Origin of the sequence: Gordonia sp. SGD-V-85 (assembly GCF_001456905.1) — a bacterium.
Lineage (GTDB): Bacteria > Actinomycetota > Actinomycetes > Mycobacteriales > Mycobacteriaceae > Gordonia > Gordonia hongkongensis.
In genome coordinates this window covers 1-22,099 of sequence record NZ_LNQO01000001.1, presented here as the reverse complement: position 1 = coordinate 22,099, position 22,099 = coordinate 1, and the positions used below count along the sequence as shown (strand labels likewise).

Annotated in this window: 16 protein-coding genes and 1 pseudogene; 6 read left to right on the top strand and 11 right to left on the bottom strand. The window is 67.2% G+C overall.

The annotated features are described in order from the left end of the window. The first annotated feature begins 5 nt into the window (after window positions 1-5). Window positions 6-2,606, top strand: coding sequence for a serine/threonine-protein kinase (locus tag AS181_RS00080; protein WP_058249604.1), 2,601 nt, complete (start codon window positions 6-8; stop codon window positions 2,604-2,606). 2 nt (window positions 2,607-2,608) lie between these two features. Here the strand turns inward: AS181_RS00080 and AS181_RS00075 are convergent, their stop codons facing one another. From AS181_RS00075 to AS181_RS00040, 8 genes are all read right to left on the bottom strand, one after another. Continuing rightward, complete coding sequence (locus AS181_RS00075; protein ID WP_058249915.1) at window positions 2,609-4,348, bottom strand: HNH endonuclease signature motif containing protein; 1,740 nt, start codon at window positions 4,346-4,348, stop codon at window positions 2,609-2,611. 770 nt (window positions 4,349-5,118) lie between these two features. Further along, the gene (locus AS181_RS24860; protein ID WP_217491642.1) at window positions 5,119-6,021 is read right to left on the bottom strand and encodes a hypothetical protein; all 903 of its coding nucleotides are present in this window, start codon (window positions 6,019-6,021) and stop codon (window positions 5,119-5,121) included. Between the two features lie 514 nt (window positions 6,022-6,535). Next, window positions 6,536-7,738 carry an acetate kinase gene (locus AS181_RS00065; RefSeq protein WP_058249602.1) on the bottom strand — a complete coding sequence of 401 codons (1,203 nt, stop codon included), beginning with the start codon at window positions 7,736-7,738 and terminating at the stop codon, window positions 6,536-6,538. Next, window positions 7,735-9,933 (bottom strand): phosphate acetyltransferase, encoded by a 2,199-nt coding sequence (gene pta / locus AS181_RS00060; RefSeq protein ID WP_058249601.1) that lies wholly within the window; start codon window positions 9,931-9,933, stop codon window positions 7,735-7,737. Before pta ends, AS181_RS00065 begins: the two co-directional genes overlap by 4 nt. 42 nt (window positions 9,934-9,975) lie before the next feature. Beyond that, a complete protein-coding gene (locus tag AS181_RS00055; protein ID WP_058249914.1) occupies window positions 9,976-11,613 on the bottom strand; it encodes an FAD-binding oxidoreductase in 1,638 nt (545 codons plus the stop codon). Window positions 11,614-11,624: 11 nt separating this feature from the next. Beyond that, window positions 11,625-12,230: a TetR/AcrR family transcriptional regulator gene (locus tag AS181_RS00050; protein ID WP_058249600.1), complete on the bottom strand. Its 606-nt coding sequence runs from the start codon at window positions 12,228-12,230 to the stop codon at window positions 11,625-11,627. Between the two features lie 17 nt (window positions 12,231-12,247). Next, window positions 12,248-12,850, bottom strand: a complete 603-nt coding sequence (locus AS181_RS00045; RefSeq protein ID WP_058249599.1) for a hypothetical protein — start codon at window positions 12,848-12,850, stop codon at window positions 12,248-12,250. Then, the gene (locus tag AS181_RS00040; protein ID WP_058249598.1) at window positions 12,808-13,899 is read right to left on the bottom strand and encodes a DMT family transporter; all 1,092 of its coding nucleotides are present in this window, start codon (window positions 13,897-13,899) and stop codon (window positions 12,808-12,810) included. The genes AS181_RS00045 and AS181_RS00040 overlap by 43 nt, the downstream gene beginning before the upstream one ends. Window positions 13,900-13,995: 96 nt before the next feature. On the opposite strand from AS181_RS00040, the gene AS181_RS00035 reads away from it, so the two are divergent. After that, on the top strand, window positions 13,996-14,895 hold the full coding sequence (locus AS181_RS00035) for a LysR family transcriptional regulator (protein WP_058249597.1): 900 nt from the start codon (window positions 13,996-13,998) through the stop codon (window positions 14,893-14,895). Here AS181_RS00035 and fgd read toward each other — a convergent pair whose 3' ends face one another. Further along, window positions 14,896-15,906, bottom strand: a complete 1,011-nt coding sequence (gene fgd, locus AS181_RS00030; protein WP_058249913.1) for a glucose-6-phosphate dehydrogenase (coenzyme-F420) — start codon at window positions 15,904-15,906, stop codon at window positions 14,896-14,898. It abuts the gene before it with no gap. A 135-nt stretch (window positions 15,907-16,041) separates the two neighbouring features. Next, on the bottom strand, window positions 16,042-16,722 hold the full coding sequence (locus AS181_RS00025) for a GntR family transcriptional regulator (protein WP_058249596.1): 681 nt from the start codon (window positions 16,720-16,722) through the stop codon (window positions 16,042-16,044). 180 nt (window positions 16,723-16,902) lie between these two features. Here AS181_RS00025 and AS181_RS00020 point away from each other — a divergent pair, with 180 nt between their 5' ends. From AS181_RS00020 to AS181_RS24430, 4 genes and pseudogenes are all read left to right on the top strand, one after another. Then, window positions 16,903-18,276: a cytosine permease gene (locus AS181_RS00020; protein WP_058249595.1), complete on the top strand. Its 1,374-nt coding sequence runs from the start codon at window positions 16,903-16,905 to the stop codon at window positions 18,274-18,276. An 82-nt stretch (window positions 18,277-18,358) separates the two neighbouring features. Next, complete coding sequence (biuH, locus tag AS181_RS00015; RefSeq protein WP_058249594.1) at window positions 18,359-19,090, top strand: biuret amidohydrolase; 732 nt, start codon at window positions 18,359-18,361, stop codon at window positions 19,088-19,090. Window positions 19,091-19,179: 89 nt separating this feature from the next. Beyond that, window positions 19,180-21,096, top strand: a complete 1,917-nt coding sequence (locus tag AS181_RS00010; RefSeq protein WP_058249912.1) for an ABC transporter ATP-binding protein — start codon at window positions 19,180-19,182, stop codon at window positions 21,094-21,096. Window positions 21,097-21,506: 410 nt separating this feature from the next. After that, window positions 21,507-21,740: pseudogene (locus tag AS181_RS24430) on the top strand (IS110 family transposase); the annotation flags it as partial. A gap of 73 nt (window positions 21,741-21,813) precedes the next feature. Here the strand turns inward: AS181_RS24430 and AS181_RS00005 are convergent. Next, the coding region (locus AS181_RS00005; RefSeq protein ID WP_139114169.1) for a transposase at window positions 21,814-22,099 on the bottom strand (286 nt) is incomplete at its 5' end.

Below are 22,099 nucleotides of genomic sequence, written 5' to 3'. Positions count from 1 at the left end.
TCCCCATGGACGACGCGGCCCGAAACGATCACGACACAGACGACGTCACCCACGGCGACCGGAGCGACGACCTCGGCACCCAGCGGGTCTCGCTCGACGCCCTGCTCGGCGACGACGACACCGGCCTCGACGGTCCCGGCCCGGGCGGTGGCCGTCCCGGTGGTGAGGACGCGGAGACGACCGCGAAGGTGGTCGACGTCGGCACCCAGCGGGCCGACCTGGCGGCGCTGACCGAGGGCCCCGACGACATGGACGACACCACCGACCCCCGGCCCGGCCGACGCACCGACCCGGATGTCGGAACCCAGGCCGTCGCACCGGTGTTCACCGTGGGGGTCGACCCCGACGACCGGACCGACCGCGTCGAACGGCAACCTCCGGCCGTGCCCCTTCCGGAACCCGACTCGGGTCCGCTCGGCCGGCGTCTGGTTCCGCGGCGTCGGCCTCCGGTGCACGAGCGGCGGCTCGGCAGCGGCCTGGTCGAGATGCCGAAGATCACCGACATCGAACCCGAGGACGCCGTCATCGACGACCCGGTGATCGCCGACAGCAAGCGGTTCTGCTGGCGCTGCGGCAAACCCGTCGGTCGAGCCGAGGGCGAGGGCGCCGGTCCCCCGACCGGCGACTGTGGCAACTGCGGCGCCCGGTATTCCTTCGTCCCGGGACTGGCTCCCGGAACATTGGTCGCCGACCAGTACGAGATCGCCGGCGCCATCGCCCACGGCGGCCTCGGCTGGATCTACCTGGCCATCGACCGCAACGTGAGCGACCGGCCCGTCGTCCTCAAAGGCCTGCTGAATTCCTCGGATTCGGAGGCGCAGCGCGTCGCGGTCGCGGAACGGCAGTTCCTGGCCTCGGTCAACCATCCCGGGATCGTCAAGATCTACAACTTCGTCGAGCACGTCGACGACGATGACCGCTTCGGCTACATCGTGATGGAGTACATCGGCGGCCAGACGCTCAAACAGATCACCGCGGGCGATCCGGACAACTCCCTGCTGTCGGTGGAGCAGGGCCTGGCCTACATCCTGGAAGTGCTTCTCGCCGTGGGCTATCTGCACTCGGTCGGCCTGGTCTACAACGACGTGAAACCCGAGAACATCATGGTCGGCAGCGACGAGGTGAAGCTGATCGATCTCGGCGCCGTCTCGCCGATCAACGGCTACGGGCACCTCTACGGCACGCCCGGGTTCCAGGCACCGGAGATCGTCAAGACCGGACCGCAGATCGCGACCGACATCTACAGCATCGGACGCACCCTCGCAGTCCTGACCGTGCCGATGGAGATGCGGAACGGACGCTACGTCGACGGTCTACCCGCCGCGTCGAAAACGCCTGTCTTCCGGAACAATCCGTCGTACTACCGCCTCCTGCAACGCGCCACCGCCCCTGACCCGGCCGACCGGTTCGTCTCCGCGGAGGAGATGAGCACCCAGGTGCTGAACGTGTTGCGCGAGACGGTCGCCGTCCACACGGGGGTCCCGCGGCCCGCGCTGTCCACGGTCTTCACCCCGCAGCGCTCGACGTTCGGCACGGACCTGATGCTCGCGCCGGTCGACGGCTTCTTCGACCCCGATCAGGCGGCGTTCTACGATCCGGTGGACATCGCCAACGCTCTGCCCGTCCCGCTGGTCAACCCCCTCGACCCGGCGGCGAGTCTGCTCACCTCGGCGGCGCTGTCCGACCCGCGACAGACCCTGGATTCCATCAACACCGCCCGGGCAGAGGGTTTCGCCGCGCTCTTCGGCGGCCGGCCGGTCAAGAACGCTCACCCGTCGCGGGAGATCGACCTCGCCGAGGCCCGCGCGCATCTGCAGCTCGACGACGTCGACACCGCGCTCGCCCTTCTCCAGGAAGTCCGCGCCCACCACGGTGATTCGTGGCGGGTCGAGTGGTACATGGGCATCTGCGCGTTGATGAACGACGAACCCGAACTGGCCTACGAGCGCTTCGACGAGGTCCTCGGTGCGATGCCGGGCGAGGTCGCGCCCAAGCTCGCCGTCGCCGGCACCGCCGAACTCATCGGCCGTTGGCTGGCCGACGAGAAGGGTCCGGCGAAGTCCGCGGAGAAGATCGCCAAACTGTATGACGTTGCGCAACATCACTATCACGATCTGTGGTTGACCGATCACAGCATCGTGACCGCCGCGTTCGGTCTGGCCCGACTCGCCGTCGCGGCCGGTGACATCGACGCCGCGATCCAGCCGCTCGACGAGGTGCCGGCGACCAGCCGCCACTTCAACACGGCGCGGGCGACGGCGATCATCGCGCTCGTGCACGGCCGACCCACCTCGCAGGTGACCCGCGAGCAGATCGTCGAGGCCGCACGGCGTCTCGAGCAGATCCCGGACACCGAACCACGCAAGGCGCGGATGCTGCTCATCGTGCTGGGCACCGCGCTGGGCTGGATCCACGACAATCCCGACGACGCCAAGCAGGACAACGAACCCTCGACGCTGCTCGGCTTCCCGTTCACCGAGTACGGCATCCGCACCGGCACCGAACGTTCGCTGCGCCAACTGGCCCGCCTGACCCGCACCAACCGGGACCACCGGTTCATGCTCGTCGACCTCGCCAACTACGTCCGGCCGAATACGTTGTTCTAGGGCTATCCGAAGAACGTCCCCGCTGCGTTGCGCACGAGCGGGTCTTCGCCCAGGAGCTCCGCGAGGTGGGCCTCGACCGGTGACGGACGGGTGCTGCGACGCACGCGCAGTGGCGGTCGGACGTCGATGACGTGGCTGGTTTTCAGCCATGAGCGGCGCGCTCGATCGTCGGGCCCCCTGCTCCCTGCGGAGCTTGCGGAAGGCGCGTCAGCCCGGTTCCCTGAGGAGCGCCCGGAGCTTGCGGAGGGCGCGTCACGAAGGGTCGGGCGCGTCTGACCGCCGGGCCGGGTTGGTGGTCCGTGGATCTCGTCGCGCACGGTGTTCAGGTGTTCTGCGAACCGCCGCGGTATGTCGGGTCGGCGGTTCAGGCGACCGGGATTGGGTGGGGCGCCGGGTTCAGCGTTCAACCGCCAGACGCAGCGGCCTTCGTCGGGTCCGGATCGGGCGATTCGGGTGGTGTACTGCCCGGGTTGGTCACCGACCATCCGGTTATGTCGCGGGCAAGCAGGGGCGAGGTCGTCGATGTCGGTGAGACCGCCCTTGGCCCAATCCCTGTGGGCGTGATGCATGTCGACCTGGGTGGCCGGCTGATCACACCCGGGTGCCGAACACACTTCCCCGTCGGGGCGGGCAAAGGACACGAGGCGCTGTTCGCGGGTGGCCAGACGTCTGCCGCGCCCGAAGTGCAGCGGCACAGTGGTGGCGTCTTTGAAGATCGCCAACCACGGCTGGACCTCACCGGCCATCGCGATCAAGTCCCGGATGGGCAGCAGGGTGCCGGTGGCCGTGGTCGCGAGTCCGGCACCCTGGATCAGGTCGGAGAGGTCGGCTTTGACGATCAACTGGACGGGCAGGCCGCGATGCGAGGTGCCGAGTGCGCCGTCGGCGAAACCGGCGGCCAGTGCGGCGTCGAGCGCGTCGTGATTGGACTGGGCGGGGGTGCGTCCGTCGCGATCGGCGGCGGCGGTGAGGGCGTCGGGGTCGGCGGTGCCGGCCGGGCCTTGGTGCGACTGGGGGTCGTCGGGGTTGTTGAGCCCGGGTTTGCCCCAGACAGCGAACATCATGGTGAGCCGGGCGGCGAGTGCGGGAGTGAGGGTGCCCGAGATCTTGGCGGTGCCATCGGCGCGTTGCCGACCGATCCACAGGCCGCGGCGTCGTTTCTGGTCGGTGTCGTCGGCCAGGGTGCCGTCGGGATCGAGGTGGGCAAGCAACCGCGAGCCGAGCTGGGCGATCTCGGCAGGGGTGTGGGCTTCGGCGATCTCGGCCATCTGCCGCTCGGCGGCGACTTTCACGTCGTGTTCGACAGCATGCGGAATCTGGTCGAGGACATCGATGACGGCCTGGACGTGCCCGGTTCCCACGGCACCTTTGGCGAAAGCTTCTGCCAGCGTGGGGTGTTCAGGTTCGAGACGGTCGCCGTTGAGGCAAGTCAGCGCGGCGGTGGCGTTCAGCTGCTTGCGTCGACGCATCGGGTTGGAGATCCGCAGCCGGTGGGTCATGAACTGCATCAGAGTGCGACAGCCGGTCTTGCGGGGCAGATCACGAGCCTCGATTTCGGCGACTTGCCGGTCGCCGGCGTAAGTAATTCGAGCGATCGCGCGTTCGGTAGCGGCGGCGACTTCCATCAGTTCTTCGTCGGTGCACGGGGACAAGTCGACGGTCTGCAGTTTGTCGAGGGTCGCGTGCAGCTCGGCCACCAACTCGACGGCGCGCGGTTGCGGCGTAGCGGAATCGTCGAACATGGTCACCTCCCCCGAGAACCGTTGCTGCGAATGTACGTACGTTCGAGTCTACTTGCTATATCGCTGCACTGCAACGCTTTTGGTTGTTCGATCACGGTGTGTATCTTGTCGGTGGCCCGTGGTAGGGGCGTCCGATTCTCGAACTACCCTGCAGTCGGTCTGCTATCCGGCCGGCTTCCGAACGCAGCCGTGCTGCCTGAACACCCGCTGCGCCGGCCTTCTTCATCGCCGGAACGTCACCCTTCGAGTTCTCACCCACCTCGGTTCACACATTGAGATGACGTCATCGTGCGAGCACTAGTCGCCACATCCGTCATGCCGCAGCGGGTCCCTTCCACGACTGTCTACCGATAGGTGCTCGTCTGATGGGATTCAGCACCGCTGACGACGAGACCGAGCTACAGGCCAAGCAGATCGAACGCGACGGTCTGACCCTAAACGAGCGGAGGCCGGCCAAGCTGAACGCATGATCCTGCGTTGGATTCTGGATCTCGCGGCCCGGATCACTGATGGTTCGTGTCGACTTGGCCGACGTCGTCGACCTACAGTCTGACGCCTACCACTGCTGGTCCGGACCCCAAGGGGCTACCTCTCCGAGGCCGACGGCAACTACACGTACATGGCTCCACCCCGACCTATAGTCGAGCCGCATACTCAAGATCACAGACAATGAGTAGGAGATTGTGAGACTCAGCCTGACGTAGGCGCCTGTCGATAATCCCCCCAAGAATCACCGCACCTCAATCAACTACCGCGCTTGCGAAAGGTGGCTAGCCGCTGCGACTAGGGACGGGGAGAGCCGCATCAGGATTAATTATCATCTCCGTAACACGCGTCCCATAGATCTGATCCCCGGGCTCTCCCGAGAATCCAGTTATAGTCAGGTCAACTCTTGAGATCGTAGTGTTGCTTTTGAGCAGGCTGCGAATATCGGAATTCAGATGGGCAAGCTCTTCAGTTCCTTCACGCGCTGGGATTGATGAAATGTCAAGCGAGACGACTGCTGGATTGCGCCCGGAGAACTGGCGCGCCGCCTTCTTCACTGACTTCACTGTCCCTTTCACGCAGTCCTGACGAACTTTGCAACCAGCATTGAGCGTTAGTACTCGCGCAATGCCGAAGTTCTGATCGACAGTCCCCCCCGTCGACCTCCAGTCGAACTCATCGGCCTCGCCGGTAGACGGCATGGGGAGGAATAGCTCTGCAACTCCGGTGTTAGTATCAGCGTTCGCTTCTGCGCCAACTACCTCAAAATTGGCTGTAAACAGCCCGGGCGCAATGTCGCTGAAACTTGACGGTTGCGGCTTTCGCAAACCCTGTCGCGCAGACTCCACGATTCGGCCGACAAATTCTCGTCTTGGCTCTACTTTAAACATAACCTCGACAGCTAAAGCCGAATGATCAATATGCTCGGGAAAAACGCTCACCAACTTCCTCTCAAGAAGTTTATAGAGTTCGAGCCTACCCCTGTCGCGGGCGCTAGTTCCTGCTCTGCGTTTACATTCGACTTCGACGCGATCGTCTACGATGAAATCGGGTGTTTTTGTACTCGTCTCGGGTATGAATACGACGCGGCCACCGGACATCACGTATCCGCTCGCGGCGCGGATCTCGTGGATTGCGCTCTTTACTCGCTCCTCATCGTCAAGGCGAAGATCGTCCACTCTGGCCATCAGGTTTTGGGTGCCAGAGTCGCGTAACACTCGGATGTGCATGGCCAGTTCAGCGATCTGTAGGAGTTGTTGCGACGGATGGAGTGGATCTGGCTCTCCGCGTTTGTACTGGCATAACCACGCAGCAGCGGTATGTTTTTCTCGAGACGGGTGAGCCAAACGCTCTTCGAGCCAATCGGCACCCATTAGGTCAATAAGCTCGTCCGCCAGTGCGATGAGTTCTTGGGTCCTAACTTGCTGAAGCCCACCCCGAATAACCATCCTCGAATGATAACGATCAGGACTGACGGCGCCAGGACTGCAACACCGACAGGTCGCACAGGTGTAATCCGCAACTGCCGAGTATGCGGACGATGCCAACGCGCCGGCGTGCTGGACCCCACCTACCGTCCCGCGCTTCAACGCGACGGGCAGGCGAGACACGACCCAATCCCGAGCTGCTACCTCTACATGAGTTCGCACAGCGTCCCGCCATCAGCACACCTATAGCAGACAAGTGGTCCTCAACCGGGAATCAGCCCCCAACCACCGCCGCCGACTGCCGCGCGATGGCCAGCTCCTCATTCGTCGGAACCACAAGGACCTCTACCGCACTGTCATCCGCCGAGATGCGTCGAGCCTCTTTGCCACGCACAGCGTTTCGCTCGTCATCGACGATGATCCCGAACCCTTCCAACCCCGCCAGCGCACGGGCGCGGACGACTGCGGAGTTCTCCCCCACCCCGGCCGTGAAAGTGATGGCATCGACGTGGCCGAGGGCGAACGCGTACGCACCGAGGTAGCGGCGCAGACGGTGGATGTAGACGTCAAAGGCGCGTCGGGCGGCGTCGTCACCGTTGTCCATCAATTCGGTGATCGTGCGGAAGTCGTTCTCGCCGCACAGACCTCGAAGTCCCGAACGCTTGTTGAGCAGCGTGTCGATCTCGTCGACGGACAGGTTCGCCACCCGGTTCAGATGCAGGACCAGCCCGGGGTCGAGGTCACCGCTGCGGGTTCCCATCACCAGTCCCTCGAGCGGGGTCATACCCATCGACGTGTCGATCGGCTGCCCGCCCGCGATGGCCGACGCCGACGCGCCGTTGCCCAGGTGCAGCACGATCTGGTTCAGCGACGCCGGGTCGCGGTCGAGGAACTCGGCCACCCGACCGGAGACATACTCGTGGCTGGTGCCGTGAAAACCGTAGCGGCGGATCGCATGTTCGTCCGCGACCGCACGGTCGATCGCGTATGTCGCCGACGCGTCGGGGAGACCGTGGAAGAACGCGGTGTCGAACACGGCCACCGAGGGGACGTCGGGGAGCAACTCCCGGGCCGCCAGGATGCCGACCAGGTTGGCCGGATTGTGCAGCGGCGCCAGCGGGGAGATCCGCTCGATCTCCGAGATCACCTCGGGGGTCACCACCGTCGGCTCGTAGAACGACCGGCCACCGTGCACCACCCGATGTCCGACCGCGCTCAGTCCCGCGTCGGCCAGATCGGTTCCGTTGTCGGCGAAGAAGCGTTCCGCGCGTCGGACCGCGGCGAGGTGATCGTCGAGTTCCAGTGTCTCGGTGACGGTCTCGCCGTTCTGTTCGTGTGTCATCGACGAACCGGAGTCGCCGATCCGCTCCGCGATGCCCTCCGCGATCACCGTGCCGTCCGCCGGTTGCACCAGTTGGTATTTCAGCGACGACGAGCCGGCGTTGAGCACCAGCACCGCACCCGACGCCCCGCTCATCGGGGACCCTCGGCCTCGGCGGAGGCGGCGTTCTCGGCGAGTGGGTCCACGCCCTCCTGCTGGGCCTGGATCGCGGTGATGGCGACCGTGTTCACGATGTCCGAGACGAGGGCGCCGCGGCTCAGGTCGTTGATCGGCTTGTTCAAGCCCTGCAGCACCGGGCCGATCGCGACCGCCCCCGCGCTCCGCTGCACCGCCTTGTACGTGTTGTTGCCCGTGTTGAGGTCGGGAAAGATCAGCACGGTCGCACGGCCGGCCACCGGCGAGTCGGGCATCTTGGTCTTCGCCACCGAGGGTTCCACCGCGGCGTCGTACTGGATCGGCCCCTCGACCAGCAGATCGGGTTGCCGCTCGCGCACGAGTTCGGTTGCGGTCTTGACCTTCTCGACGTCGGCGCCCGATCCGGACGTCCCGGTCGAGTACGACAGCATCGCGACCCGGGGATCGATACCGAAGGCCGCGGACGTCTGCGCCGAGGAGATGGCAATGTCGGCGAGCTGTTCGTCGGACGGATCCGGGACGATGGCGCAGTCGCCGTACGCGAGCACCTTGTCGGCCAGGCACATGAAGAACACGCTCGACACGGTGGACACACCCGGTTTGGTCTTGATGATCTCGAAGGCCGGCCGGATCGTGTGGGCCGTGGTGTGCGACGCCCCCGACACCATCCCGTCGGCGCGCCCGGTGTGCACCATCATCGTGCCGAAATACGACACGTCACGCATCTTCTCCTGGGCCCGTTCCAGATCCATACCCTTGTGCTTGCGCAGCTCGGTGTAGATCCGGGCGAACTCGTCGAGATACTCCGACTCGGCCGGGTCGATGACCGTGACGTCGGAGAGGTCGAGTCCGAGTTCGATGGAACGCTCGCGCACCGCTTCGGGATCACCGAGCAGAGTGAGGTCGGCAACGCTGCGCCGCGCAAGCCTGTTGGCGGCCCGCAGGATCCGGTCATCGTCGCCCTCCGGTAACACGATGTGCTTTCGGTCGGCGCGCGCACGGGAGATCAGGCGGTACTCGAACATCTGCGGCGTCACCACGGTCGGCGTCGACACGTTGAGGTTGCGCATGACCTTCTCGGGGTCGACATGGGTCTCCATCATCGCCAGTGCGGCCTCGATCTTGTGTACCGAGCCCACCCCCACCTTGCCGCGCGTGTGAGCGGCGGTACGCGCGGTGTCGTAGGTGCCCTGCGGGCAGCTGATGATCGGCAGGGTCGGCTTCAACCCGCTCACCAGCGCCTCGATCATCGGGTGCGGTTTGAGTCCGCCGTTGAGGATGATGCCGGCGAGACGCGGGAAACCCTGTGCGGTGTTGGCGTTCACGAGTGCCAGGAGAACATCCGACCGGTCGGCTGGCGTGATGACCACGGTGCCGTCGGTGAGCCGCTCCAGGATGTGCTCGACGGTCATGCCCCCGACCATCACCCGGAGCGCCTCGCGGTCGAGCAATTCCTCGTCACCGCTGTACATCGTCGCGCCGAGAGCCTCCTTGAGCTCCCCCATCGTGGGGGCGAAGAGCACCGGCTCCTCGGGTAGGCACAGTGCCGGAATCCCGGTGCTGCGCAACTGGTCCCGGATCTCGTCGAGGCGGTCGGGGTCGCACCGGTTGGCAACCAGGGCGACGGGGGTGGCATGGGCAGCGGTCACCTCGGCGATCAGCCCCTCGGCCAGACCGTGCATCTCTTCCGGCGACCTGTCGATCGCCTTGATCGCCAACACCATCGGCGCCGAGAGATTCGCGGCGATCCGGGCGTTGTAGCTCAGCTCCGACGGGGTGCCGACGTCGGTGTAATCCGAACCGACGATGACCACGCGGTCGCAGCGGGACTGGATGGCGTGGAAGCGCGCGACGATCTCGGCGACCGCACCTTCGGGATCGTTGTGCACCTCCTCGTAGGTGACACCGAGACAGTCCTCGTACGGGAGGTCGGCGGATTCGTAGTCGAGGAGGAGATCGAGGATCGGATCACGATCCTCCGCGGCCGTCCGCGAGATCGGACGGAACACTCCGACCCGCCCGCCGGTCGCCGACAGCAAGGCCAGCAACCCCAGCGCGACGATGGACTTACCGGTCTCGCCTTCGGCCGAGGCGATGTAGATGCTGGTCGTGGGGTCGGCGACGATCTGATCCGCGCTCGCGGGTCCGTCGGCGTTGGCGGTCTGGACTCTATCCGTGGCCATGCGCCCCAGCATAGTGGCGGACGGACCGGGCAACCCCGGTCCCGGAGTCGGGCGTCAGAGCAGAATACCCGGGTTGCACACACCGTCGGGATCGAGCGACGCCTTGACCGCCCGCAACGTGCCCAGGGCCAGGGGCCCGATCTCGTCGTGGTACGCGTCACGGTGATCCCGCCCGACCGCGTGATGATGGGTGATGCTGGCACCGGACGCCCGGATCGCGGAATTGGCCGCGACTTTCGCCGCCGCCCACTGCGCCAGCGGGTCGTCGGCGAACGGTGCGACGACCGTGAAGTACAGCGAGGCACCCGACGCGTAGACATGACTCACGTGGCACATGATCAGCGGCGGCGTACCCGAGGCAGTGAGCGAGTCCGTCAGCGCGGCCGTCACCGCGGCGCGCACGTCGTGCAACCGCGACCAGAACGCGACGGTCTCGAGCGTCTCCACCAACACCCCGGCATCGAGCAACGGGTCGCGAAGGTACGGTCCCGCGAAACGTCCTGTCCGCCAGGCCTCCCCGGGACCCTCCCCCAGCGCCCTGCCACCGACCTCGATCAACACCGACGATGCCGCATCGCGTCGCCGCGCCACCTCGTCGGCCGCACCCTCATATCCGGCGACGACCAGACACCCGGCCCCGTCATCGCCGTGCTCGCTCCCGGCGCCGCTCTCATGCGGCCCGCTCGCTTCGCTCCCGGCGCCGGCGGGATCAGCGAGATTCAACGCCGTCTCCACCTCGTCGGACAGGCGGAGCACCGTCGGCAGCGGACCGTCCTGGGCCAGCCGACGGAGAGCGGTCGCGCCCTCGGCGAACGAGGCGAACCGCCAGGCGTCGAAGACGCGGGCCGTCGGGGCCGGGCGGATACGGATCTGCACGCTCGTGATGACCCCGAACACGCCCTCCGACCCGAGGACCAGCTGACGCAGGTCGGGTCCGGCCGCCGACCGCGGCGCGGTACCGAGTTCGACGGTTCCGCGCGGAGTCGCCAACACGAGGCCCTCGACCATCTCGTCGAAGCGCCCGTATCCGGCCGACGACTGGCCGGCCGAGCGAGTGGCGGCATAGCCACCGATCCCAGCGCCCTCATAGGACTGCGGAAAATGACCGATGGTCCAACCCTTCTCGCGCAGGAGCGCCTCGGCCGCGGGTCCGCGCAGACCGGCCTGCAGGGTCGCCGTTCGGGAGATCTCGTCGATCTCCACCACGCGGTCGAGGCGGCGAAGGTCGAGACTGATCACGCCGGCGAGTCCGGCGCGGTCCGGCGTCAACCCACCCACCACGGATGTCCCGCCGGTGAACGGCACCACCGCGATCCGTCGCTCCGAACACACCCGCAGGATCGCGACCACTTCGTCGTGGTCGCCCGGGTACACGACGAGGTCGGGCGCGTCGTCGGCGTCACCCGCGCGCAACCGCAGGATGTCCGGGGTGGAGTACCCGCGCGTGTGCTGCACCCGTGCCGCGTCCGCGTCGGAGACGTGGTCGGCGCCGACGACCGCCGAAATATTCTCGCGGACAGCAGCATCGACCGTCGACCGAGCCGGCGAGATGGTGTCCGGGTCGACGCCGGCGGCGGCTTCCCGGTCCCCGGCCAGAGCTGCTGCGGCGCCGGGCAGCTCGGCGGTGCACGCCGGGTCTCCCCACCGCGGGCGGAGCATCCCCACGACGGGGATCGCGGTTTCGTCGGACATGTGCTCACCGGTCATCGGACCGGGCCCGGCCGGTTGCCGCCCGTCGGCGCGCCACCGCTCTCGGTGTCGTCTCGGACGATCGCCCGCACGACCAGTTCGGCGATCTGCTCGTCACTCAGGAAGCTGTCGGGGATGAGCATGAGGGAGTAGATGGTGCGCACGAGGAACTCCGCGGCCCCCCGCGGGGTGGGGAACAGCTGGTCCCCGATCTCGGGTTCCAGATCGGGCAGGGCCTCCGACACGATCTGATGGATGAGCGTGGGCCCGGCCGAATCGTTGGTGGCGACGAGCGCGCGGACCACTTCCTCCGGCTCCCTGCGCAGCACGTACTGCAACGCGTCGTGGTTGCGGATGTAGGGCAGCACGTTCACCACCTGCGCGTGGATCTTGCCCGCGGCGTCGGGCGCGGTCGCCGACCACTCGATCAACTTGACCCGCAGCAGCGACACCTCGCGTTCCACGATGGCCGTGACCAGCGCTTCGCGGCCGCCGAACATCCGGTAGGCGGTCGCCCGCGCCACCCCGGCGTGCCGGGCCACCGACGTCAGACTCAGCGTCTTGGCCCCGAACCGGGACACCAGCCCGACTCCGACATCCACCATGCGGTCACGATCCATGCGAAAACCGTAGCGAATCAGGATGAGGCGGGAACCGTCGTGGTGGTCGTCGTGGTGGTCACGGCGTTGCCCGGTGCGGCGTCCTCGGTGGTCGGAGGCGTCGTGGTGATCTCGGCGGGGCCCTCCGGCTCGGATGACGTCGAAGGCGCCGACGGGACAGGCGCCGGTGACGTACGGCGGACCGAAGGCGTCGTACGCGCCGGCTCCGGCGTCTCGGCGCGCGCGGTGATCGTGGTCTGCCGGTCCACGCGGTCGGCACCCGCACCGCCGCCGAGGCAATGGACGACGAAGGTCCTCGGCACATTCGGATACACCGACGCCGTGAGAACCCCACGCGCCCCCGGCCCCATCGTGGTGGCGGCCGTGGGATGGACCGCGCCGCTCGGTGTGAGGGTGCATTCCACCGCCGGATTGCGCGTCGCATTGTTGTAGAGACTGATCTGCAACCGGGTCCCGTCGACGCGGTACGAACACCCGGGGATCGGTCCGGAACCGGCGAGCGGTCCGCAGTTCACACTGGGCGACGCCGCGGGCGACTCCGAGTCGACAGCCAGAAGCGTTGTCGCCGTGGCGAAAGTCAGTGATCCGCCGATGGCGAGGCCGGCGACGAACTTGCGCATGGCGATGTCTCCTCGGTTGCGGTCGTGCCGGGAACGCGTCGTGTATCGGAGGGCGTCATCGTCGGCGACGACACGTCCAGGCTACGCGCCGACCGGCCCGTACGCGGTCTCATCGGCAGCAATCGGCGGGCGATGGCGACCCCACCGAGACAGAGGAGTCCCCCGACGATGCCGACGCCGGTGGGCAACTCGTCGAGCAGCGCCCACGACAGGACGATGACGATCGCGGGGACCACGAGGGTGGTGGCCGCCATCGCACTCGCATCAGTGCGGGCCAGCGCATAGGCCCACGTGGAGAACGCGATCGCGGTCGGCCCGACCCCGAGGTAGATCACCGCCCAGATCGCCCCCGACTCGGCGCCGGACAGTTCGGTGACGGCCACGGGGGCGAAGGGCGCGGTGGCCACGAGACCGGCGACCGCACCGAGCCAGGTCGCGGTCAGCGCGTCGACGCTGCGTAGGGCCGATTTCTGGATCAGCACCCCGGTCGCGTACAGAACCGCCGCGCCGACCCCGAGCACGATGCCGAGCCAGTCGGCGTGCGCGTCCGCGGTGGCGGACCCGCCGACGGCGATCAGCACCACGCCGGCGAAGGCGATCGTCATACCGATCACGAGGTGACGCGGAAACCCCTCTCCGAGAAAGAGTCCCGCGGCGACGGCCACGAGGATCGGTGCCAGGTTCACCAGCAGCGCCGCGGTCCCGGCGTCGAGGTGGCGTTCGGCCCAGTTCAACAGGACGGTGTAACCCGCGAACCAGGCGACCCCGTACGCCGTCACCAGGGCGAGCGCACGGCCGCGCGGTAGCAGCGGACGGGCCGGCGCCCCGGTTGTCCGTGCGCGCAGACGTACCACCATCACGATGAGCGTCAGCGGGATCACCGCCGCCAGCAACCGCAGGAACGCCATGGAACCCGGCGAGAACGTGTCACCGAGCGCGCGGATGCCGATGAACGCCGACGCCCACAGCACGACGGTGACGACGGCGGCCAGAGCCGGCAGGGATGCGGTGGCGGACCCAGCCGATGCCGGTGTCGGGCGCGAGGACATGTGTTCCAGATTTACTCATCCGGCACTTCAGGACAATTGAATACTTGTTCCGAACATTTCAGCGCCGCTGCACAGTCGCCGCGGTATCGTCGCCCCATGGTCGACATCCATCGCCTTCGGGTTCTGCGCTCGGTCATCGGCGAGCAGTCCATCGGCGGAGCCGCGGCCTCGCTCGGATACACGCCGTCAGCGGTCAGCCAGCACATCGCCACCCTGCAGCGCGAGACCGGGCTGTCGCTGGTGGAGCGAGACGGTCGCGGCATCGTGCCCACCGAGGCCGGCACCATCCTGGCCCGCGAGTCCGACACCGTCTTCGAGCAGATCGCCCGTATCGACGGTCTGATCTCGGAGCTGCGCGACGGCCGGCTCGGTCAGCTGCGCATCAACTACTTCGCCTCGGCGGGCGCCACCTGGATCCCGCCGATCGTCGCCACCATCTCGCGCGAATTCCCCGGACTGCGACTGGATCTCCGCCTCATCGAGCTGATGGGCCCGTCGTCGGCGGCACCCGACATCGAGATCTATGTCGAGGACAGTCAACGCCCGTCCGCGGACGTGGCCGGGTTCGTCGGACGCCGGCTGACCACCGACCCGTATTCCGCTGTCGTACCCGTGGATTCAGCATGGGCGGCGCTGGAGTCGGTGACCCTGCGCGAACTGTCCCAGGTGCCGTGGGTCGACAACGACGTGGCGCGGGGACCCTGCCGGCAGGCAGTGCTCGACGCATGTACGTCGGTCGGTTTCGTACCCGACTTCAGCGTCGAGACCCAGGACTACCCGACCGCGATACGGTTCGTCGCGGCCGGGGTCGGACTCACCGTCGTCCCCCGGCTCGCGCTCGTCGACCTGCCGCCCGGCGTCACGGCAGTTCCCATCGTCGACCCGACGCCCGCACGCGAGGTGCGGGTCCGGGTACGACAGAGCGGACTCGACCTGCCGCCCGTTCGACGAGTGCTCGAGATGCTCGACGCCGCTGTTGCGCAGGGGTTTTCGTGATCAGCCGAGTTTGCGTAGGCGCGGGGCGAGGTCGCGTTCGAAGTTCTCCAGGAAGCGCTGCTGGTCGTGGCCGGGGGCGTGGAAGACGAGGTGGTTGAGTCCGGCGTCGGTGTAGAACTTGACCTTCTCGACAGCCTCGTCGGGGTCGGAGGACACGATCCACCGCTTGGCGACCTGTTCGATCGGCAGCTCGTCGGCCAGCCGCTCCATCTCGGTCGAGCTGTTGACGCTGTGCTTCTGCTCCGGGGTCAGCGACAGCGGGGCCCAGAACCGGGTGTTCTCCAGCGCCAGTTCGGGATCGGGATCGTAGGAGATCTTGATCTCGATCATCTTGTCGATGGTGTCGACATCGCGCTCGGCCTTTGCCGCTCCTTCGGCGACCGCGGGTAGCAGCTTCTCGGTGTAGAGCTCGGGACCCTTGCCCGAGGTACAGATGAAACCGTCGCCGGCACGCCCGGCATAGCGGGCGACGACCGGCCCGCCGGCGGCGACGTAGACCGGGATCGGTTGCTCGGGAATGTCATACATGTAGGCGCCCTGCGTGTGGTAGTACTCGCCGTCGAAGTTGACCTCTTCCCCGGTCCACAGTTCGCGCATGAGCGTGATCGACTCGCGCAGGCGCGCGAAGCGTTCCTTGAACTCCGGCCACTCTCCCTGAAAACCGGTCGCGTACTCGTTGAGCGCCTCGCCGGTGCCGACACCGAGCATGATGCGTCCGGGGTAGAGGCAGCCCATCGTGGCAAAGGCCTGCGCGATGACCGCGGGGTTGTAGCGGAAGGTCGGGGTCATCACCGAGGTGCCGATCTGCACGCGCTTGGTGCGCTCGCCGACCGCCGCCATCCAGGCCAGCGAGAACGGGGCGTGGCCGCCGTTGTGCCGCCAGGGCTGGAAGTGATCGCTCACCGCAACCGAATCCATGCCGTGCTCTTCGGCCGCGACCGCGATCTCCACCAGCTCGCGCGGATCGAACTGCTCCGCCGACGCCTTGAAACCGAGCTTGAGTTCTGCCATGTCCATCGCTCCTTCGCCACCGGCCCTCACCCGCCGGCGCGGGCCGGTCTGCGGAGTCGGCCCAATCGTCGTGTGACCTCGCATACCAACGTAGAGCATGCGGACAGACGCCGACGGAGGGAGCCGGACGGGACCTCAGCCGGCCGGGGCGACGGCGTCCAGATCACCCGGGGCCAGCGTCCGGGACGCCCCCGCCCGGGTGTCGGCGATGTGCCGTTCCAGCAGCTCCGCCGCGCGTTCGGAATCGCGGTCGCGCACGGCGTCGAGGATCGCGCGGTGCTCGGCCACCGACACGTCGTGACGGCGCCCCGCGGTGGGCAGGTAGTAGAAGCGAACCCGCTTGTTCACGTCGGCGACCATCGACTCGAGGACGCGGTTGTGCGCGCAACCGGCGAGCCCGACGTGGAAGTCGCAGTTGATCGCGGACAGCGTTGCATCGTCGGTGGTCTTCTCCTGCCGGTCGACGATCCGTACGAGCGCGTCGAGCTGCGCCGCGGTGCGTCGTTGCGCGGCGAGCCAGGCCGCTCGCCGCTCGACGATGAGCCGCGCCTCGAACAGGTCCGACAGTTCGGCGGAATCCCGGTCGCGGACATAGGTCCCCCGGTTGTGGCGACGGACGACCCACCCCTCGGCCTCCAGCGAACGCAGGGCCTCCCGCACGGGGATGTGACTCACCCCGGATTCGCGAGCGAGTTCGTCCGCGTTGATCCGCGTGCCGGGCGCGAGTCGCCCTGAGAGGATTCCCTCTTCCACGTCGAGTCGGATTCGGTCGGCCGGGGCGGGGGTCGCGCCCAGGTCGGCGCCACGCTCGATCATGCCGGTGATGCTATATGAATCTGTCGATGCAAGGTCGGTGGCAGACGACGCCGGTATGCAGCGTAAATGTGCGCACCCACGGTGAAGCGGGTTAATCGGCTGTTTACGAACCGGCAACGGCAGCGCGACGAGTGAAGAGTTTCCTATAGGAAATTTCCATCCAGGTTTCGGGAGGAACCCATGAGCGCCACCTCTGACATACCGGTCGCCGGTACCGGCCCCGACGGGGCCGCCGCGTCGGCAACGTTCGACGAGTACGAGGACCGGCCCGTCCCGGCGTCGGCGCGCAAATCCCTCTTCGCGGTGTCGTCGGTGTGGCTCGGGTTCCCGATGATCCTGACCTGCGCCGTGTTCGGCGGCATGATCGTCTACTCGCTCGGATTCTGGCCGGGCATGGCCGCGATCGCGGTCGGCAACCTGATCCTGATGGCCTACGTGGGACTGCTCAGCTACCAGGCGGGCCGGACCGGCGAGAACTTCGCGCTGATGGCGGCCCGGACCTTCGGCTCGAAGGGCTACCGCATCCCCGCCGCTTTCCTCACCACCGTGGTGATCGGCTGGTTCGCCTTCCAGACCGGGTTGACCGGGTCGACGCTCGAGGCGAGCATGGGCTGGAACGCCACCCTCATCGCGCTGATCGCGGGCGTCGGATATGTCGCGGCCACGCTGCTCGGTATCCGGGCATTGACCGTCATCGGGATCATCGCGGCCCCGCTCTACCTGATCCTGGGGGTCCTCGCGATCGTCGATGCCTCTTCCGCGCCCGGCGCCGGCGACTTCACCTCCTACGCCGGTGGCGCCGGCGCGACGGCGCTGACGTTCGGCGCAGCGGTCACGCTCGTGGTCGCCTTGTTCGCCGACTCCGGCACCATGACAGCGGATTTCACCCGCTGGTCGGTCAACGGCAAGCAGGCCTTCTTCGCCGCCTTCAGCGCCTTCCCGATCGGCAACACCATCGCGCTGACCATCGGCGGCGTCATCGTGGCAATGGGCGCCGGTGACGATCCGGCCGCCAACGGCGGCGGCTTCCTCGGCATCCTCATCGACAACGGCGGGGTGCTGATCCCGATCGCGATCGCCTTCGTGTTCATCAACCTCGGTTCGGTGTGCACACACTGCCTCTACAACGGCGCCGTCGGGTGGAGCGAGCTGACCGGCATCCGGATGCGCGTCCTGACAGTGTTTCTCGGAGCCGTCGGCGTCGCGCTCGCCGTCGCCGGGATCTGGCAGCACTTCGAGGACTGGCTCAACCTGCTCGGCGTCGTCGTCCCGCCGCTCGGCGCAGTTCTCATCGTCGACCAGGCGCTCCCCCGGACGCGGCGGCCCGCGGCGGCCGGTACCCCGGCGGCCTGGCGTGTGTCCTCGTTCGTCGCGTGGGTCGTCGGCGCGGTCGCGGCCCTCGTCACGCACTACTTCGCGCCGGCGCTGTGTGTCGTCGCGGTGGGGATCGTCGTATCCGGTGCCCTCGCAGCAGTTCTGAGCCGGCCGGCTGCCACCGACGCGTCGTCGACGCCCGCGCCGGTCGCCGAGGACACGGCCTCGGCGCCGGTGTGACCGCCCTTCGAGGCTCGTCGCTTCGCTCCTCGCACCTCAGGGAACAGAAACAGGCTCACCCCGACCCGACCAGGAATCGACCATGACTTCTTCTGCACCACATCAGTTTCCGACGATCGACGCCGCACGCCCGTACGCCTGGCCGTATGATGGCGGCTTCGATCCCGCCACCACCGCACTGCTCTGCATCGACTGGCAGACGGACTTCTGCGGTCCCGGCGGCTACGTCGACGCGATGGGATACGACCTGTCGCTGACGCGGACCCCGCTCGAACCGACCGCCCGCGTCCTGGCCGCGGCACGCGATGCCGGCCTCACCGTCATCCACACTCGTGAAGGACACCGCGCCGACCTCTCCGACCTCCCGGCGAACAAGCGCTGGCGGTCGGGACGGATCGGGGCCGAGATCGGCTCCACCGGCCCGTGCGGTCGCATCCTCATCCGCGACGAACCCGGTTGGCAGATCGTGCCGGAGGTCGCTCCCCTCGACGGCGAGATCGTGATCGACAAGCCGGGCAAGGGCGCCTTCTACGCGACCGATCTCGACCTCGTGTTGCGCACGAATGGGATCACGCACATCATCCTGACCGGGATCACCACCGACGTCTGCGTCCACACGACGATGCGGGAGGCCAACGACCGCGGTTACGAGTGCCTCATCCTCTCCGACTGCACGGGTGCGACCGACCCGGCCAACCACGAGGCCGCGCTGAACATGGTCACGATGCAGGGCGGGGTGTTCGGCGCCGTGGCCACGTCCTCGGAACTCCTCGCCGCGATGAGTGCCACGCCAGACGCCGCGATGGCCGTCTAGTCGCTTGACCAGCGTGTTCGCCGCCGGCGATTCCTCCCGCAGCGGACACGCTGGACCTCAAGTTGGGTTTAAGTTCTACCGTGGACGGCATGAGTATGCAGTCCGTGGCCTGGGACATGATGTACAAGTCCTCCACCCAGCCCAGCAGCAAGCGATTGCGGGGCGACCGCCGGGTGACACTTCGCCGTATCGGTGGGTTCGCCCGACCGCACCGACGCCGGATCGGATGGTTCCTCCTGCTGTCGGTCTTCACCGCGGTGCTGACCGTCGTGACCCCGCTGCTGGCGGGTCGCGTCGTCAACCTCATCACCGAGAGCGGCTCGGAGATGATGATCGTCGGACTCGCGGTCGCCATCGCGCTGATCGCCGTCGCCGAGGCCGCCGCGGGAATCGGGGTCCGGTGGCTGTCGGCGAACATCGGGGAGGGTCTCATCCTCGACCTACGGCGCGCCGTCTTCGACCACGTGCAGCGGATGCCGATCGCGTTCTTCACCCGCACCCGCACCGGGGCCCTGGTGAGCCGGCTCAACAACGACGTCATCGGCGCCCAGCGGGCATTCAGCGACACCTTGTCCGGCGTCGTCTCGAACATCGTCACCCTCACCCTGACGCTGGGCGTCATGATCGCGATCAGCTGGCAGATCACGTTGCTGGCGCTGATCCTGCTGCCGGTCTTCGTGATACCGGCACGGCGGATGGGCCGGCGCATGGCCGCACTCTCCCGCGAAGCCGCCGAGCACAACGCCCGCATGTCCACGCAGATGACCGAACGCTTCTCCGCCCCCGGCGCCACGCTGGTGAAACTGTTCGGGCGCCCCGATCTCGAGTCGCGCGAGTTCGCCGACCGCGCCGACCGGGTCCGCGACATCGGCGTACGCCGGTCGATGTTGCAGGCGTACTTCATGACGACGCTGATGCTGGTGTCGGCGCTGGCCCTCGCCCTGGTCTACGGGCTCGGCGGATGGCTTGCGGTACAGGATCATCTGTCCGCGGGCGCGGTCGTCTCACTGGCCCTGTTGCTCACCCGGATGTACGCGCCGCTCACGGCCCTGGCGAACGCACGGGTCGAGATCATGAGCGCCCTGGTCAGTTTCGAGCGCGTCTTCGAGGTCCTGGACCTACAACCCCTCATCGCCGACGCACCCGACGCGGTACCGGTGCCCGGCACCGAGAGCGGGCGGCCCGTGCCGGTGTCCGTCCGATTCGACGACGTGTCCTTCGCCTATCCGGCGGCGGACAAGGTGTCGCTGGCATCGCTGGAAGAGGTTGCCCAACTCGACAATCGGGCCGGCACGACGGTCCTGCACCATGTCGACCTCGATGTCCCGGCCGGCAGCATGGTGGCTCTCGTGGGCAGTTCCGGTGCCGGCAAGTCGACCATCGCGAGTCTCGCGACCCGCCTCTACGACGTCGACGAGGGCTCGATCCAGCTGGCCGGAGTCGACATCCGGAAACTGCAGACCGCATCGGTCCATCGAACCGTCGGTCTCGTCACCCAGGACGGCCACCTCTTCCACGACACCATCCGGGCGAATCTCGTGCTCGCCCAGCCGAACACGTCCGATGACGAGATCTGGGACGCACTGCGACGGGCTCGGCTCGACGAGCTGGTCGGCTCACTGCCCGACGGACTGGACACCGTCGTCGGCGAACGCGGGTACCGGCTGTCCGGCGGTGAGCGCCAACGCATGACGATCGCCCGCCTGCTGCTGGCACAACCGTCGGTGGTCATCCTCGACGAGGCGACCGCGCATCTCGATTCGACGTCGGAGGCGGCGGTCCAGGCGGCGCTCGGCGAGGCCCTCGAGGGACGGACCTCGATCGTCATCGCGCACCGGCTGTCGACGATCCGGGCCGCCGACGAGATCGTCGTGCTCGAAGCCGGGCGTGTCGTCGAACGCGGTGATCATCCGACGCTCCTGGCGCGCAACGGACGCTACGCCGAGCTCTACCGGACGCAGTTCGCCGAGGACGACCCCGAGGACTCGGATTCGCTGACGGCGTGACCCTTCGTGACGCGCCCCGGTTTCCTGCTCCCTGAGGTGCGAACGAAGCGAGCCCAACCACCGCTCCCTGAGGTGCGAGCGAAGCGAGCCACGAAGGGTCTCGCAAGGTGTCTCACCAGGCCCTTCGTGGCTCGTCGCTAGCGCTCCTCGCACCTCAGTATCTGCGGCCTGGCGGCCGTCGTGGGGGTCGAAGAGTTCGTGCTGGTCACCGGCGCGTGGGGGGTTGATAGTGGAGGGGTGGGATGCGGTGACCTTGAATTCCTCCCTTGTGCCGAAGAGCCAGTACCTCAGTGTGAGGCGCGGGGCCTGCCACGGGAATCGTGGATTGTTGCTACGAGCACGCGGATTAGACTCCTGCATTTGTTTGCCCCGTCCGCAGCCCACTTCCGAGGACTCGAAAGGAAACCGAGATGGAAGTGCTGCATCCCCGATGCGCCGGGATGGATGTCTCCAAAAAGGATGTGAAAGTCTGTGTCCGCCTGGCTAGTCCGGGCCGAAAGACCGTGCAAGATACCACGACCTGGTCGTCGATGAGCGGCGACATTCTGCGGCTGCGGGACTATCTGATCGCCGAGCAGGTGACGTGTGTGGTCATGGAAGCCACCGGCGACTACTGGAAACCGTTCTACTACCTCCTCGAAGACGCCCCGTTCGGAGCTTGTCAAGATGTCTGTGTAAGAACGTGACTCCTGGGTTTCCTGTGGTTGCTGGTTGGGTCTAGTTGAGGTGGGGTTCGATGCGGTCGGGGTAGGCCAGGGCTAGTTGCCCGAGGGCCTGTTTCCAGTTCGTCACGACTTGGCCCTCGACGAGCCTGCCGGGGGCTCTGCGCGTGGCGGCGGGCTTGCCGCGTTCCTTCTCGCGTTGCCGGGCACGTTTGTCCTCAATGTCGCAGATCGCCAGCCACAGCAGTTTGCGCGCCGCGAGATCGTTGGGGAAGTGTCCCCGATTCTTGATGACCTTGCGGAGTTGGTAGTTCAGCGACTCGATCGAGTTGGTGGTGTAG